This window comes from Streptomyces sp. NPDC002730 (assembly GCF_042888805.1).
Lineage (GTDB): Bacteria > Actinomycetota > Actinomycetes > Streptomycetales > Streptomycetaceae > Streptomyces.
In genome coordinates this window covers 348634-364451 of the sequence record NZ_JBIAQG010000006.1, presented here as the reverse complement: position 1 = coordinate 364451, position 15818 = coordinate 348634, and the positions used below count along the sequence as shown (strand labels likewise).

Annotated in this window: 13 protein-coding genes; 5 read left to right on the top strand and 8 right to left on the bottom strand. The window is 69.7% G+C overall.

Translation table 11 applies throughout. The features are described from left to right. Positions 1-175: 175 nt before the first annotated feature. From ACFYXH_RS17925 to ACFYXH_RS17915, 3 genes are all read right to left on the bottom strand, one after another. Complete coding sequence (locus ACFYXH_RS17925; RefSeq protein WP_389563520.1) at positions 176-997, bottom strand: DsbA family protein; 822 nt, start codon at positions 995-997, stop codon at positions 176-178. Between the two features lie 57 nt (positions 998-1054). Then, positions 1055-1741 (bottom strand): hypothetical protein, encoded by a 687-nt coding sequence (locus ACFYXH_RS17920; protein WP_389563909.1) that lies wholly within the window; start codon positions 1739-1741, stop codon positions 1055-1057. A 132-nt stretch (positions 1742-1873) separates the two neighbouring features. Further along, entirely contained in the window at positions 1874-3208 is a 1335-nt protein-coding gene (locus ACFYXH_RS17915) for a DUF2252 domain-containing protein (protein WP_389563517.1), read from the bottom strand. Positions 3209-3378: 170 nt separating this feature from the next. Here ACFYXH_RS17915 and dnaE point away from each other — a divergent pair, with 170 nt between their 5' ends. Next, on the top strand, positions 3379-6918 hold the full coding sequence (dnaE, locus tag ACFYXH_RS17910; RefSeq protein ID WP_389563514.1) for a DNA polymerase III subunit alpha: 3540 nt from the start codon (positions 3379-3381) through the stop codon (positions 6916-6918). A gap of 120 nt (positions 6919-7038) precedes the next feature. Here dnaE and ACFYXH_RS17905 read toward each other — a convergent pair whose 3' ends face one another. Continuing rightward, entirely contained in the window at positions 7039-7224 is a 186-nt protein-coding gene (locus ACFYXH_RS17905) for a hypothetical protein (RefSeq protein WP_389563512.1), read from the bottom strand. 243 nt (positions 7225-7467) lie between these two features. Between ACFYXH_RS17905 and ACFYXH_RS17900 the strand changes: the two genes are divergently transcribed. From ACFYXH_RS17900 to ACFYXH_RS17885, 4 genes are all read left to right on the top strand, one after another. Next, positions 7468-8712 (top strand): NYN domain-containing protein, encoded by a 1245-nt coding sequence (locus ACFYXH_RS17900; RefSeq protein WP_389563509.1) that lies wholly within the window; start codon positions 7468-7470, stop codon positions 8710-8712. An 81-nt stretch (positions 8713-8793) separates the two neighbouring features. Continuing rightward, positions 8794-9768 (top strand): ABC transporter ATP-binding protein, encoded by a 975-nt coding sequence (locus tag ACFYXH_RS17895; protein ID WP_389563906.1) that lies wholly within the window; start codon positions 8794-8796, stop codon positions 9766-9768. Then, the gene (locus ACFYXH_RS17890; RefSeq protein ID WP_389563506.1) at positions 9765-10625 is read left to right on the top strand and encodes an ABC transporter permease; all 861 of its coding nucleotides are present in this window, start codon (positions 9765-9767) and stop codon (positions 10623-10625) included. The genes ACFYXH_RS17895 and ACFYXH_RS17890 overlap by 4 nt, the downstream gene beginning before the upstream one ends. Before the next feature lie 34 nt (positions 10626-10659). After that, positions 10660-11352 (top strand): ABC transporter permease, encoded by a 693-nt coding sequence (locus ACFYXH_RS17885; protein ID WP_389563503.1) that lies wholly within the window; start codon positions 10660-10662, stop codon positions 11350-11352. Positions 11353-11653: 301 nt separating this feature from the next. Here ACFYXH_RS17885 and ybaK read toward each other — a convergent pair whose 3' ends face one another. The 4 genes from ybaK to ACFYXH_RS17865 form a co-directional block, all read right to left on the bottom strand. Beyond that, complete coding sequence (ybaK, locus tag ACFYXH_RS17880; protein ID WP_389563500.1) at positions 11654-12157, bottom strand: Cys-tRNA(Pro) deacylase; 504 nt, start codon at positions 12155-12157, stop codon at positions 11654-11656. A 15-nt stretch (positions 12158-12172) separates the two neighbouring features. Continuing rightward, positions 12173-12913, bottom strand: a complete 741-nt coding sequence (locus ACFYXH_RS17875; RefSeq protein WP_327322997.1) for an LON peptidase substrate-binding domain-containing protein — start codon at positions 12911-12913, stop codon at positions 12173-12175. Positions 12914-12924: 11 nt separating this feature from the next. Beyond that, the gene (locus tag ACFYXH_RS17870) at positions 12925-13947 is read right to left on the bottom strand and encodes a hypothetical protein (RefSeq protein WP_389563497.1); all 1023 of its coding nucleotides are present in this window, start codon (positions 13945-13947) and stop codon (positions 12925-12927) included. 117 nt (positions 13948-14064) lie between these two features. Continuing rightward, positions 14065-15672, bottom strand: coding sequence for an oxidoreductase (locus ACFYXH_RS17865; RefSeq protein WP_389563495.1), 1608 nt, complete (start codon positions 15670-15672; stop codon positions 14065-14067). Between the last annotated feature and the right edge of the window lie 146 nt (positions 15673-15818).

Below are 15818 nucleotides of genomic sequence, written 5' to 3'. Positions count from 1 at the left end.
TGTTGCTTGTGGGTCGGGTGGGGGCGTGGTGGTAACCGGTCGGAACCGGGTGAAGGGGGGTGTTCCCCCCACCCCACCCCGCCCCTTCCCTGAACTGAGGGCGACCCCCCCCAAAAAAAAGAGGTGGGGTGTGGGGGCTGATGCCTCCACACCCCACGCTCAGGCCGTCAGGCCGTCAGGCCTTCAGCGCCTTGGTGATCGCCTCATTGAACTGTTCCACCGTCATCGGCGGGTTCTTGCTGCCCTGCGCCGTGACCGCCTTGCCGTCCATCTTCAGCGCCGGCGTGCCCGTGACCCCGCTCTTGTTGAACGCGTCCGTCATCTTCATCGCCCAGCCGTCGAACGTCCCGTCCTCCACGTTCTTCTTGAACTCGCTGTTGCCCTTCAGCGCCGGCACGGTGTCCGCGATCTCGAGCAGGTACGAGTCCTTGGAGAACTTGTCGTCCGTCTCCTTCGGGTGGAACTTCGCCGAGTACAGCGCGGTCTTGTACTCGGCGAACGCCTCCGGGCTCACATTCAGCGCCGCGCCCAGCGCGCTCAGCGCGTTCTTCGAGCCCTGGCCGTTGATGGACTTCTCGCCGTCGATGAACGTGGCGCCGATGTACTTGATCTTGTACTTGCCGGCGTCGACGTCCTTCTTCACCGTCGCGCCCACCGTCTGCTCGAAGCTCGCGCAGACCGGGCAGCGCGAGTCCTCGTACAGCTCCAGGGTCTTCTTCGCGGTCGGCTTGCCGATGACGACGGTCGTCCCGTTCTCGCCCTCGGTGTTCTTCGGCGCGGTGACGTTCTTCTCGTCCTTCACCGACTCCCAGTGGGTCGGCTTGTTGGCCTGCATGATCGCGTAACCGATGCCACCCGCGATCGCGAGGACCACGACCGTCGAACCGATGACGATCAGCTGCCGGCGCGTCTTGTCCTTCTTGGCCTGGCGCTCACGCTCCTGGCGCAGCCGCTCGCGGGCCGCCGCCTTGTTGGCCTGGCTGTTGCGTGCACTCATGCTGTTTCACTCCGTGTGATGTCGTATCAGGAGATACGGAAAATGGGGACTGCGGGCTCAACCGAAAACTGCGGCTGAGCGCGGCGGTCCCCGCCGGCCGACGGAGTGCACCAGCAGACAGGTGCGGGAGGTACGGGGCCGACGGGGCGCGGGGCGCGCTCCGCGGCCCACGGCACGGTGGGCCGTGCCCACCGCGATGACCGCGAGCAGCAGCGGCCGGAACGCGAACGCGCCGACCGCCCGCACCAGTCCGGCCAGCGCCGACTCGCCGCGCCGCAGCCAGGCCGAGGCGAGCAGCCCGAGCGACACATGCACGGCGAGCAGCAGCCAGGGCAGGGCCGGGTCCGTGGAGTGCAGCAGAGCGGCCGCGCCCCTTTCGGGGACGGCCACCCCGGGCAGTGCCGTGCCGACACCGCCGCCGCACAGCACATCGAAGCCGACCGAGCGCAGCGAACCGGCGACCGGTCCGCCGCCGGGGCCGTAACAGACGTCCTGGCCGGTGGTGAAGACGGTGTCGGCGGCCAGCTCCAGCGGAACGAGCAGGCCCGCGATCCGCCAGAAGCCGCGCTCCCGACCCGACAGCGCGTACGCCACGGCGAAGACACCCGCCGCGAGTCCGGCGACGGTCGTCAGCGGAAGCGGGACCCGCGACAGCAGGACATGGGAGGCAGCGGACAGCGTCACGACCAGTGCCGTGAAGATCGCTGCCCGCAGCCCCCTGAGCTGCGCCTCGCTCATGTCCATCACCGGGGAGTGTCCCATGCGTCTCTGTAAGCGATACCTAAGGATTCCGCCTGGCTCCCGGCCGGATCCGGCCTGGCTCCCGGCCGGATCCGGCCTGGCTCCCGGCCGGATCCGGCCCGGCTCCGGCCGACCCTAGAGACCCGGAATCCTTCCGTTACGGAAGAGGTCCACGAAGATCTGGTGGTCCGCCCGCGCCCGCGCGCCGTAGTTGTGCGCGAACTCCACCAGCAGCTCGCCGAAGCTGTCCTCGTCGGCCGCGATCGCCGCGTCGATGGCCCGCTCCGTGGAGAACGGCACCAACGAGTGACCGCTCTCGTAGTCCGCCGCGCCGTGCATCGTGGCCGTCGCCCGGCCGAGGTCGGCGACGACCGCCGCGATCTCCTCCGGATCGTCGATGTCCGACCAGTCCAGATCCACCGCGTACGGCGAGACCTCGGCCACCAGCTGGCCCGAGCCGTCCAGCTCGGTCCAGCCCAGCCACGGGTCGGCGTGGTCCTGGAGCGCGCGCTGCGAGATCACCGTGCGGTGACCCTCGTGCTGGAAGTACTCACGCACGGCGGCGTCGGTGATGTGCCGGGAGACCGCCGGGGTCTGCGCCTGCTTCATATAGATCACGACATCGTTCTCGAGGGCGTCGCTGTTGCCCTCGAGCAGGATGTTGTACGAGGGCAGGCCGGCCGAGCCGATGCCGATGCCACGCCGTCCCACGACGTCCTTGACCCGGTACGAGTCGGGCCTGGTCAGGCTGGACTCGGGCAGGGTCTCCAGATAGCCGTCGAAGGCGGCGAGCACCTTGTAACGGGTCGCCGCGTCCAGCTCGATGGAGCCGCCGCCGGGCGCGAAACGCCGCTCGAAGTCACGGATCTCGGTCATCGAGTCCAGCAGCGAGAAGCGGGTGAGCGAGCGGGCGTCGCGCAGCGCCTCGAGGAGCGGGCCCTCGGCGGTGTCCAGCGTGAAGGGCGGCACCTCGTCGTTCTTGGCGCCGGTGGCCAGGGCGTGGATGCGCTCGCGGTAGGCCGCGGCGTAGATCCGCACCAGCTCGGTGATCTGCTCGTCGCTGAGCGCCTTGGTGTAGCCGATCAGCGCCAGCGAGGCGGACAGCCGCTTCAGGTCCCAGGTGAAGGGGCCGACGTACGCCTCGTCGAAGTCATTGACGTTGAAGATCAGCCGGCCGTTGGCGTCCATGTACGTGCCGAAGTTCTCGGCGTGCAGATCGCCGTGGATCCACACCCGGCCGGTGCGGTCGTCGAGGAACGGCCCGCCGTGCTGCTCCCGCTCCAGGTCGTTGTAGAACAGGCAGGCGGTGCCCCGGTAGAAGGCGAAGGCCGAGGCGGCCATCTTCCGGAACTTCACCCGGAACGCGGCCGGGTCGGCGGCCAGAAGCTCGCCGAACGCGGTGTCGAAAACGGTGAGAATCTGCTCGCCGCGCTCTTCAGCTGTGACCTCGGCGGGTCGCGGTACCGACATCGCTGGGTGCCTCCTGGTGCATGACAAATGGGGCGGGCAGTTCCGCCCCTTCAACGGACGAAGGTACTCGGGAGTGCCCGCCGACTGTCAGCGCGGAGACGTAGACTTCCACGCTGTCCCCCCAGACTGCCCGCAGCCTGTCGCCCACCGTTCTCCGGAGGCATTCCGCCGTGACCAAGCCGCCTTTCACGCACCTTCACGTCCACACCCAGTACTCCCTGCTGGACGGTGCCGCGCGGCTCAAGGACATGTTCGATGCCTGCAACGAGATGGGCATGTCGCACATCGCCATGACCGACCATGGCAACCTCCACGGCGCGTACGACTTCTTCCATCAGGCCAAGAAGGCGGGCGTCACACCGATCATCGGCATCGAGGCGTACGTCGCCCCCGAGTCCCGGCGGAACAAGCGGAAGATCCAGTGGGGCCAGCCGCACCAGAAGCGGGACGACGTCTCCGGTTCCGGTGGCTACACCCACAAGACGATCTGGGCGGCCAACAAGACCGGTCTGCACAACCTCTTCCGGCTCTCCTCCGACGCGTACGCCGAGGGCTGGCTGCAGAAGTGGCCGCGGATGGACAAGGAGACCATCGCCCAGTGGTCGGAGGGGCTCGTCGCCTCCACCGGCTGCCCCTCCGGCGAGCTCCAGACGCGGCTGCGCCTCGGCCAGTTCGACGAGGCGCTCAAGGCGGCCTCCGAGTACCAGGACATCTTCGGCAAGGACAAGTACTTCCTGGAGCTGATGGACCACGGCATCGAGATCGAGCGCCGGGTCCGCGACGGCCTCCTGGAGATCGGCAAGAAGCTCGGCATCCCGCCGATCGTCACCAACGACTCGCACTACACCTACGCGCACGAGGCCGGCGCCCACGACGCCCTGCTCTGCATCCAGACCGGCAAGAACCTCTCCGACCCGGACCGCTTCCGCTTCGACGGCACCGGCTACTACCTGAAGTCCACGGACGAGATGTACGCAGTGGACTCCTCGGACGCCTGGCAGGAGGGGTGCGCCAACACCCTCCTGGTCGCGCAGCAGATCGACACCGAGGGCTGGTTCGAAGAGCGCAACCTGATGCCGAAGTTCGAGGTGCCCGAGGGCTACACCGAGGTGACGTGGTTCCGCGAGGAGACCATGCGCGGCATGGCCCGGCGCTACCCCGGCGGCATCCCGGACGACCGGCTCAAGCAGGTCGAGTACGAGATGGGCATCATCATCGACATGGGCTTCCCGGGGTACTTCCTCGTGGTCGCCGACTTCATCATGTGGGCCAAGAACAACGGCATCGCGGTGGGCCCGGGCCGAGGCTCCGCGGCCGGCTCGATCGTCGCGTACGCCATGGGCATCACCGACCTCGACCCGATCGAGCACGGCCTGATCTTCGAGCGCTTCCTCAACCCCGAGCGCATCTCCATGCCCGATGTCGACATCGACTTCGACGAGCGCCGGCGCGGTGAGGTGATCAGGTACGTCACCGAGAAGTACGGCGCCGACAAGGTCGCCATGATCGGTACGTACGGCAAGATCAAGGCAAAGAACGCCATCAAGGACTCCGCGCGGGTGCTCGGCTACCCGTACGCGATGGGCGACCGGCTCACCAAGGCGATGCCCGCCGACGTCCTCGGCAAGGGCATCGACCTCAACGGCATCACCGACCCGAAGCACCCGCGCTTCAGCGAGGCCGGCGAGATCCGCGGGATGTACGAGAACGAGCCGGACGTGAAGAAGGTCATCGACACCGCCAAGGGCGTCGAGGGCCTGGTCCGGCAGATGGGCGTGCACGCGGCCGGCGTGATCATGTCCAGCGAGACGATCACCGACCACGTCCCGGTCTGGGTCAGGCACACCGACGGCGTGACCATCACGCAGTGGGACTACCCGAGCTGTGAGTCGCTCGGCCTGCTGAAGATGGACTTCCTGGGCCTGCGGAACCTGACCATCATGGACGACGCCGTCAAGATGGTGAAGGCGAACAAGGGCGTCGAGCTCGACCTGCTCGCTCTCCCGCTGGACGACCCCACGACGTACGAACTGCTCTGCCGCGGTGACACGCTCGGCGTCTTCCAGTTCGACGGCGGCCCGATGCGTTCGCTGCTGCGGCTGATGAAGCCCGACAACTTCGAGGACATTTCCGCCGTTTCGGCCCTGTACCGGCCGGGCCCGATGGGCATGAACTCCCATACGAACTACGCGCTGCGCAAGAACGGGCAGCAGGAGATCACCCCGATCCACCCGGAGCTGGAGGAGCCGCTCAAGGAGGTCCTCGGCCTCACCTACGGCCTGATCGTCTATCAGGAGCAGGTGCAGAAGGCCGCCCAGATCATCGCGGGGTACTCACTCGGCGAGGCCGACATCCTCCGCCGCGTGATGGGCAAGAAGAAGGCCGACGAGCTGGCGAAGAACTTCGTCCTCTTCCAGGCCGGCGCCAAGAAGAACGGCTTCAGCGACCAGGCCATCCAGGCGCTGTGGGACGTGCTGGTCCCCTTCGCCGGATACGCCTTCAACAAGGCGCACTCCTCCGCGTACGGGCTGGTCACCTACTGGACCGCATATCTCAAGGCCAACTACCCGGCCGAGTACATGGCCGCGCTGCTCACCTCGGTCAAGGACGACAAGGACAAGTCCGCCGTCTATCTGAACGAGTGCCGCCGCATGGGCATCAAGGTGCTGCCGCCCAATGTGAACGAGTCGCAGTCCAACTTCGCGGCCCAGGGCGACGATGTGATCCTTTTCGGTCTCTCCGCCGTGCGGAACGTCGGCACGAACGTCGTCGACTCGATCATCCGCTGCCGTAAGTCGAAGGGGAAGTACGCGACCTTCCCGGACTTCCTCGACAAGGTCGAGGCGGTCGTGTGCAACAAGCGGACCGTCGAATCGCTCATCAAGGCCGGCGCCTTCGACGAGATGGGCCACACCCGCAAGGGTCTGGTCGCGCACCACGAGCCGATGATCGACAACGTGGTCGCGGTCAAGCGCAAGGAGGCCGAGGGTCAGTTCGACCTCTTCGGCGGGATGGGCGAGGAGGACAGCACCGAGCCGGGCTTCGGGCTCGACGTCGAGTTCTCCGACATCGAATGGGACAAGTCGTATCTGCTCGCGCAGGAGCGCGAGATGCTCGGTCTCTACGTCTCCGACCATCCGCTCTTCGGTATCGAGCACGTCCTGAGCGACAAGACGGACGCCGCGATCTCCCAGCTCACCGGCGGTGAACATGCGGACGGCGCGGTCGTCACCATCGGTGGCATCATCTCCGGCCTGCAGCGGAAGATGACCAAGCAGGGCAACGCCTGGGCGATCGCCACCGTCGAGGACCTGGCCGGCTCCATCGAGTGCATGTTCTTCCCGGCGACGTACCAACTGGTGTCGACCCAGCTCGTCGAGGACACCGTGGTGTTCGTCAAGGGACGGCTCGACAAGCGCGAGGACATCCCGCGCCTCGTCGCCATGGAAATGCAGGTTCCCGACATCTCCTCGGCAGGCACCAACGCCCCGGTGGTCGTCACCATCCCGACGGTGAAGGTCACCCCGCCGATGATCAGCAGGCTCGGTGAGATCCTCAGCCACCACAGGGGCAACACCGAGGTGAGGATCAAGCTGCAGGGCCCCCGCAAGACCACGGTGCTCCGGCTCGACCGGCACCGTGTCCAGCCGGACCCGGCTCTCTTCGGCGATCTGAAGGTGCTGCTCGGTCCGTCCTGCCTGGCCGGCTAGTGCCCGTGTGCTCGTGAGCCGTAGGCCGGTGGGCCCGTAAGCCCGTCGGCCTGTACGCACAAACGCCGCAAGGGGCGCGCCCGTCGTCACGGGCGCGCCCCTTGCGTCTTTACTGCGCGATCAGTTGTGGCCGAAGCGCCGCTGGTGTTTGCGGGCAACATCCGCCGGACTTCCCTGGGCCTGCGACTGAGGCTGCGCCTGGGACTCGTAGGCGGTGGACTTGGCCTGCTCGCCACCGCGCTCGGCGGCGGAGGAGGAGCGGTCCTGCTGCTGGCTGCTCTGCTTGCGGTTCTTGTTCTTGGCCATGGTGATGCCTCCTGTGGGATTTCTCGGGGCCAGGGCCGCTGCCAGACTCACATACCCGCAGAACTGCCGCATTTTGGATCATTGCGGTGGGTAAAGGGCCCATGTCGCGCCCTGTGCCGGGCTTCCGCCACGCCGATGATCGAGTTCCGGCCGTTAACCCTCTTGCGGTCGGGCAGACTCGAAGGAAACCCGGAACAATCCCCGATCCGGAACATTCCCCGATCCCGAAGTTCCCGAAAGAGGGTGGAACGCGTGGACCGCTGCGTTGTCCTGGTGGACGCCGGATATCTGCTGGGCGCCGCCGCGAGCCTTCTCGCCGGAGAACCGGCGCGTTCCCGGATCACCGTCGACCACGCCGCCCTCATCCAGGGCCTTCGCGACCTCGCCGAAGCAGATACGGAGCGACCGCTGCTGCGTATCTACTGGTTCGACGGCGCCCCTGACCGCGTACCGCAGCCCGAGCACCGGCGGCTGCGTGTCATGCCGCGGGTGACGGTCCGGCTCGGCGCACTGACCCGGAGCGACGGCCGCTGGGCGCAGAAGGGCGTGGATGCGGCGATGCATGCCGAGCTCACCGAACTGGCCAGAAATCGCGCTTGCTCGGACGTCGTGCTGGTGACCGGCGACGGAGACCTGCTTCCCGGGCTGATGTCCGCCAAGGAGCACGGCGTCGCCGTCCATCTCTGGGCGGTGCAGGCCGCCGACGGCGACTACAACCAGTCCGAGGACCTGGTCGCCGAGGCCGACGAGCGGCGGGTGCTCGACCGGGTGTGGATCACCCGGGCCGTGCGGCCCAAGGAGCTCACCGGCATCTGCGCGCCACCGCCCGTGCCACGCCCCGAGATCGCGGCGATTCTCTCCGCGCCGCTGCCCGAGTCGGCGCTCGCCGCGTCGCAGGAGCGGGCGGCCGAGGCCGCACACAACGGATCGCCCGCGACCTCCGAGAACGGTGTCGAGGCCGTCCCCGTCCCCGCCTCCACCAAGGGCGTCCCCACCCCCAAGGATCTGGCGGGCCTGCGCGCGCCCGGCCCGCACACCGGACCGCACCCGACGAGCGCCACCCTGCGCTGGTCCTCCGACAAGGGCTGGGTCGAGCGCCCCGGCGGCAACGGCGGGGCGCTGGGCGAACCGCCGGAGACCGCGTCGCTGCCGACACTGGCCCAGCTCACCAGCGCCGAGCAGCGCTGGGCCGACCGCGAGGAGGACATCACCACGGTCGGCGGCGACCCCTTCGAGGTCGGCCAGGTCTTCGCCCGCCGCTGGATGGAACGGCTGCCGGAATCCAGCCATGTGCAGAAGCTGTCCACCATGTACCCGCGGATCCCGCACCGCATCGACGGTGAACTGCTGCGGTACGCGGCCCGCTTCGGGCTGCTTGCGCACAAGGACGACCAGATCGACGAGCACGACCGCTATGCGATCCGGGCGGGATTCTGGCGCGAGATCGACGTACGGGCGGCCGCCGAGCACGCCCCGGCCGGTGAGTAGAGCGGCAACAGCAAGGGAGTAGCCGGGGCCCGAGGGCATTCCGGGCGGCCGGACCCCGTAGTCTCGTACCTCGTGAGTACGGTGTGCGTGGTGCGGGATCTCGTCAAGACGTACCCCGCCGTGCGCGGCAGGCGGGGGACGCCGGGGACCCCTGAGGTGCGTGCCACCGACGGGATCAGTCTCGATGTCCGACGCGGGGAGATTTTCGGCCTGCTCGGGCCCAACGGCGCCGGCAAGTCCACCCTCGTACGACAGCTCACCGGGCTGATGCGCCCGGACGCCGGCAGCGTCGAGGTGCTCGGCCACGATCTCGTACGTCATCCGGAGCGGGCCTCCCGGCTCATCGGCTATCTCGGGCAGGAGTCCACCGCTCTCGACGAGCTGACCGTCGCACTCGCCGCCGAGACGACGGGGCGGCTGCGCGGACTGTCCGTACGGGACGCACGGGCCGAGCGTGACGCCGTACTGGAGGAGCTCGGGCTGACCGGGCTCGCCGCACGCCCCCTGAAGAAGCTGTCCGGCGGGCAGCGACGGCTGGCCTGCTTCGCGACGACGCTGGTCGGAGAGCGGCCGGTCCTGGTACTGGACGAGCCGACCACCGGCATGGACCCCGTCGCGCGGCGCGCGGTATGGGCCGCGGTCGACCGGCGGCGCGCGGAGCACGGGGCGACCGTGCTGCTCGTCACCCACAACGTCATCGAGGCCGAGACCGTCCTCGACCGGGTCGCTGTACTGGAACGGGGCCGCGTCATCGCCTGCGACACCCCGACCGGGCTGAAGGAACGGGTCGCGGGCGAGGTACGGGTCGAGCTGGTGTGGCGCGAGCGGGCACCGCTGGATGTGCCCGAGGTCGCCGCGCTGTGCGGGTCCGCGCAGGAGTCCGGGCGCCGCTGGGTGCTCAGGCTCGCACCGGACGAGGCACGGGCGGCGGTCGCGGCGGTGACGGGTGGCGCGGCGTTCGCGGCTCTCGACGACTTCACGCTGGCCACGCCCAGCCTGGAGGACGTGTACTTGGCACTCGGCGGGAACGCGACGAAGGGGCTGGTCAAGGCGTGAGCACCGTGCCCGCGGAGGCGGTGGCCGAGCAGGCGGAACAGGCCGGACAGGCGGGACAGGCCGGACGGGCCGGAGCGGATGGCGGGGCAGAGGCTGCGGCCGCCGCGCCGCTCGCGCCGCGGGCGCGGCTGCTGCCGGCGCTCGGCGCCGTGTACCGCGCGCAGCTGTCCCGAGCACGCGTCGCCCGGATCCCGCTGCTCTTCGTGGCGACCTTCCAGTCGATCGGGATCATGGTCCTGATGCGCGGGGTCGTCGACGGGGGCGCGGAGGCGCGCGCTGTCGTCGCGGGGTCGAGCGTGCTCGTCGTCGCCTTCGTCGCGCTCAATCTGCTCGCCCAGTACTTCGGGCAGCTGCGCGCCAGCGGCGGCCTCGACCACTACGCCACGCTGCCGGTGCCGCCGGCCGCGGTGGTGCTCGGCGCTGCCGGTGCGTACGCCTCCTTCACCGTGCCCGGCACGGTGGTCACGGCGGTCGCCGGCAGCGTGCTGTTCGAGCTGCCGCTGACGCATCTATGGGTGCTGGCCGCGGTGATCCCGCTCGCCGGTGCGGCTCTCGCCGGGCTGGGCGCGGCGCTCGGGCTGCTCGCGCCCCGTCAGGAACTTGCCACGCTGCTCGGCCAGTTGGGCATGTCCGCGGCGCTGCTGCTGGGGGTGCTGCCGGCCGACCGGCTGCCGGGGCCGATCTCGTACGCACGTGATCTGCTGCCCTCCACGTACGGCGTCGAGGCCCTCGCGCGGTCCTTCGACGCGCGTCCGGACTGGGCGGTCGTCGGGCTGGACCTCGCGGTCTGCGCCTTGGTGGGTGTTGTCTCGCTGACGGTCGCGACGTGGGCGTACCGGCGGGCGGCAGTCCGGTGAGGCGGCGTTCCGGCACGCCTGGCACGATGGCGGTGTGACCGCACCTCTGACACCGCCGCACCAGCCTCATCAGCATTCGCCGAACGACGACCCTTGGCAGTCGCCGCCGACGGGCCACGCGTCCCTGCACGCGAAGGATGCGAAGGACGCCGAGGACGCGGAGGAGAGCCCCGAGCTGAAGGCCGACCTGCGGGACGCGGCCGTGGTGCTGGTGGCCGTGGCGGTTCTGGGCGTGGCACTGGGGCTGCTGTGGCTGTGGCTGGCGCCGCGCGTGCCGCTGATCTCGAACGACAAGGCGGTCTTCCTCAAGGACACGGAGGGCGAGGAGGCGGTGGGCGCGGACGGTGCCTTCGTGCTGCTGGCACTCGCTTTCGGCGCGGTGAGCGCGGCGGCGGTCTTCTGGTTCCGCAGGCGCGGGGGCATCGCCCTGGTGGTGGCGCTGGCCGTGGGCGGACTGCTGGGCTCGCTGCTCGCGTGGGGGATCGGGGTGTGGTTCGGCCCCACGCAGGATGTGGTCGCGCATGCGCGGGAGGTCGGCCAGGGGGTGACCTTCGACGCGTACCTGGAGCTGAGGGCGAAGGGGGCGCTGCTGGCGTGGTCGGTGGCGGCGATGGTGGTACACCTGGCGCTGACGGCCCTGTTCGGTCCGCGGGACCCGGAACCGGAGTGGCCGCCGCAGTACGGGGCGCCGGGGACGGAGCAGCCGCCGGGGCCGGGCGCGGCCTGACGCCTGCGGGGGTCTGTTCCCCTACCCGCCCTTCCCCGTGACTGGGGGCTTCGCCCCAGACCCCCGTACACCCTTCGGGCATGTCCTCAACCGTCGGACGGGCTGAAAGATTCAGCCCCGCCGGCGATTGAGGCGCGGGGTCCGGGGCGGAGCCCCGGGATCACGCCGGGCGGCGGCCGTGGTTGGCCCGGTGCTTTCGGATGCGCCACTTCCGTTTGCGGGTTCGTTTGGACATGCGCCGTCCTCTCCCCGTCGGAGTGTTCCTACGGTCGTAGCCGAGGACAGCCGCCCCGTCGAGCCCCTACGCCCGCCCGATCGGTGCCAGTACCGCCGACGTCAGCGTCGCCAGGTCCGTCGGGGAGAGTTCGACCTCCAGTCCGCGGCGGCCCGCCGAGACGCAGATCGTGGCGTGGACGGAAGCCGACGCGTCCAGGACCGTACGCAGACGCTTCCGCTGGCCCAACGGCGAGATACCGCCCCGTACATAGCCCGTCGTACGTTCCGCCGCCGCCGGATCCGCCATCGTCGCGCGTTTGCCGCCGACCGCCGCTGCCAGCGCCTTGAGGTCCAGCTGTCCGGCCACCGGGACCACCGCCACGGTCAGTTCGCCGTCGACGTCCGCGACCAGGGTCTTGAAGACCCGGTCGGGAGAGACACCGAGGGCCTCGGCCGCCTCATCGCCGTACGAGGCGGACGCGGGATCGTGGTCGTACGCGTGCACGCTGAACTCCGTGCCCGCCGCGGCCAGCGCGACCGTGGCGGGCGTGCCCCCGGGGCCGCCGGACTTCTTGGTTCTCTTCGGCACCGCAAGCTACTCCCGTCAGTTGGGGCTCGTCGGCGCCCGGGTCAGATCGACCGCGGGCAGCGACGGAAGATGGCGGATCACCGCGGTCTCCGCGCGCAGGAGCGTCAGCTCCTCCCGCAGTCGGGTCGCCGTGTCCGGGGCCTGCAGCAGCCGTTGCTTCGCGGGAGTGTCCAGTACGGCCGCCGCGGCGACCAGGTACGAGACCACCGAGGGCTCGTCCGGCAGATCCGCACCGGTGGACAGCGAGCGCTCACGCGCGCCCGCCAGCCGCTTCTGGTAGCTGCGGAAGGCCCGCAGCACGCCCTCGGCGAGCGCGCCCGCGCCGTCCCCCGACTCCTCCGGGATCTCCTCGAGCTCGGCCGTCAGATACGGGCCGCTCGCGTCGACCGAGAGAAGCTTGACCCGCGTCGTACCCGTCGCGAGCACCTCGAAGCTGCCGTCCGCGCGCTCGCGGATCGTTGCCGCGTCCGCGATACAGCCCATGTGGTGGAAGGCCTGGATCGGATCGGAGCCGAAGCCCGCCGCCGGGCCGCGTTCGGGCAGCGCGGTCGGGTCCGGCATGCCGGGCGCGGTCGGCGCGACCTCGCGGCCGTCGCGGATGGCGACCACGGCGAAACGGCGAGGCTCGGACTCGTCCGTCTTCAGCAGCTCGCGCATCATGGCGCGATAACGCTCCTCGAAGACGTTCAAGGGCAGGACGAGGCCCGGGAACAGCACCGAGTTCAGCGGAAAGAGGGGGAGACGTGCGGTGGTCACAACGGTCAAGCCTAATGGCCGAAGGACCAGCTTCGTCCGGCCCGTCCACGCAGTGGCATCGAAGAGGCGATCTGGATCCGTACGCCGTCCCTCGTATCGAGGAACTGACCCAGCGGATCGTCGGTCACGTAGGTCCAGGGGAAGGACGTGGCGTACGGGCCGATCAGCCGGAACTGCTCCAGCGCCTCCGCCCACCGCCCCCGCCCCACCAGCACGTACACCAGCAGATTGCGTACCTCGGCCGGCCATGGATCCCCGGCCGCGTAGTCCGTCGAGAGCGCGATCGCGAGATCCGCCGCCGCGTCGATCCGGTCGTCCTGTACGGAGGTGGTCTCGCCGGTCAGCAACTGCGTGAAGGCCGCGCGCACCGGCAGCGCCTGCACCAGTGAGCCCGGCAGCGCGTCCGCCGCCGCCTGCTCGGCGAAGTCGAAGCACTCGCGGTGCGAGCCGTACCACTGGGCGGACAGGTACTGCAGCGCCGCGACATGGCAGCCGTAGTGGTGGGAGGAGCGGCGCACCGCCTGCTCCCAGAGCGACTCGAAGGCCGTGTGCGTGGCATGCGTACCGCGCGCGTGGTCCAGCGAGATGCGCCACGGCACCGGGTCGTTCGCATCGCCGTCCGCCGCCGCGTCGATCAGCGGCCCGATCTCCCGCAGCCGCTCGGCGCGTGCGGGCGACTCCCAGGCCCTGCGGACGGCGAGTTCGGCCTTGAGGACCAGCGCGTCGGGGTCGCGGGGCGCCGCGGCGAGCCAGCTCGTCAGCCACTCGTCGCGGTTCAGCGCAAAGGCCGCGAGGCGTGTGACGTACCGGTCGCGGTTCTCCCACTCGGCCCCCTCGCGCGTGATCGCGAGCAGCTTGGCGGCCGGCTCGTACTCACCGAACGCGGCCGCGACCAGCGCCGGGCCCAGCCGCCCGTCGGGGGCGTCGAGCAGCACCGCGGTGTCCGGCGGCAAGCCGTCGGCGAGCTGCGGCGTATGACGGATCATGCGCGCGGTGCGGATCATGGCGCGGAGCAATGGCATGGTGTGGACCATTGAAAGCTGTGGCTGGAAGACGCGCCAGAGGACAGCTGTGAAGCTTTCGTAGCGGCAGAATGGTTGTCCTGGCGAAAGCCAAGAGAGCGTAAAGAAAGAGGTCGTACGACAGGTGGTTCAGCCGCGTCTGAGCAGGCGGGACGCGCCCGCCGCGACCGTCGTCGCGAGGATCCAGCCGAGCAGGATCAGCGCGGCCGAGGCCCACTGCCAGTGGCTGTCCAGCCGCCAGTAGCCGTCCTGGCCGAGATTGATCACCGGCACCAGCAGATCCAGGGCGTACAGCGCGGCATTCCACTCCGGATGCTCGTCCGCCTTGATCGGCGCCGGTTCCACCTGCGCGAAGGCGAGCGCGCCCAGCGCCCAGAGCACCGCCATCCACAGGGCCGCCCGGCCGGGCCGGTAGCCGTACGCCACCGTCCAGTCCTGGAGATAGCCCCAGAGCTTCGCGGCCAGCGGAAGCGTCTCACGGCGGCGGCGCTGCTTGGCGAGCAGCACCTCGCGCGCGTCCGCGTCCTCGCCGCTGTTGCGCAGCACGGTCGCCAGCCGTTCGTACGGCTCCGGTGAGTACTCCGGGGTCGCCGACGCCACCCACTCCAGGCGCCGCCCGAGCGGGAACTCCTCGTACGGGACGAGGTTTTCGTACACGAAGCCGCCCATCGCAAGCCCGCCAGGACCCGGCCAGCTCGCCGCCATGTCGATCAGCGTCACCACCTTCGCGCCGTTCAGCACGACGCGCCCCTCCTCCGGGCGCTCCGCGTTGAACCGCAGCTCCGGAGTGGCGATCCGGCGCAGCGACAGCTCCTCGCGCGAGCTCAGGACGAACCGCGCCCGGTGGAAGTCGACCGCGTCGCCGAACCGCCCGTCGTCCAGCCGCACCCCGCCGTGGCACTCGAAGGGCTGCAGCCGCGTGCCGCGCGACGGCGTGGCCGCATTGCCGATGCCGATGCCGAAAGGGGGCGTGGTGCCCTGATTGCCCGTGGACTCGCTCACCCACGCGCCCGTCATATAGAGCGTCCGCTCCACACTCAGTTGCGGGGCATTGAGTGCACGCCGCTCCGCCGCCGCCCGCAGCCTGCTGCCGCGCAGGCTCAGCGAGACCCCGACCTTCGCGCCGCGCAGGCTGAACTCGCCGTACGTCTCGATCAGTTCGGCCTGCAGATCCTGCGCGACCGACATCCCGTCCGCGGTGATCGCGCGGCCGCGCCGGTCCGGCCTGACATTGATCTGGTTGATCAGCAGATCCGTGCCGATCTGCGCGTCGGTGAGCCGGATGCCGTGCTCCACCCGGCAGCGCGGCAGATGCAGATCGCCCTCGGTACGCAGCCGGGCCGCCTCGAGCCGCGGGATCGCACAGCCCACCATGCGCACCGTGGTGAAGTGCGCCTCGGGCATCAGCACTTCGCTGTCGAAGCGGCAGCCGTTCAGCTCGACGTAGGGGGCGATGCTGCCGCCCGCGAGCTTGAGCGTCCCGGTGATCTGGACCCCACGGAGCTTGAGCGCGGCGACCCGGCCCGGCCGCGCGGCCGGGCCGCTCAGCAGCAGCCGGGCGACGATGCCGGCGCGCACACTGCGCTCGGGGCCCCAGGGGCGCGGTGAGAAGGGATCGTTCAGCAGGGGATTGGCGTCGCTCAGGTCGTACGTACTCCCGTTTCGGAATGCGTTCCACATTCGCAGCTCGGTCGGGCGCAGCCCGTCCGGAGCCCCGTCGTCCAGCGGCTCGGTCACTGCCGCTCCTCCGCTTCCTTGGCTCGTACAGCTGTTCTTCCCGCTGAGTGACGGACTGAACGCTAGTGGTCATGAACATGTACTGGGGCATGTATCAGCCAGTGATACGGGAGACCAGCGGCCGATTCCGGTCTGAGAGAATTGGT

Excerpts from the sequence above, each read along its gene's own strand:
- ACFYXH_RS17925 (WP_389563520.1), bottom strand. The coding sequence starts at position 997 with ATGAGTGCACGCAACAGCCAGGCCAACAAGGCGGCGGCCCGCGAGCGG.
- ACFYXH_RS17870 (WP_389563497.1), bottom strand. The coding sequence starts at position 13,947 with ATGGTCCACACCATGCCATTGCTCCGCGCCATGATCCGCACCGCGCGC.
- ACFYXH_RS17915 (WP_389563517.1), bottom strand. The coding sequence starts at position 3,208 with ATGTCGGTACCGCGACCCGCCGAGGTCACAGCTGAAGAGCGCGGCGAG.
- ACFYXH_RS17905 (WP_389563512.1), bottom strand. The coding sequence starts at position 7,224 with ATGGCCAAGAACAAGAACCGCAAGCAGAGCAGCCAGCAGCAGGACCGC.
- ACFYXH_RS17920 (WP_389563909.1), bottom strand. The coding sequence starts at position 1,741 with ATGGACATGAGCGAGGCGCAGCTCAGGGGGCTGCGGGCAGCGATCTTC.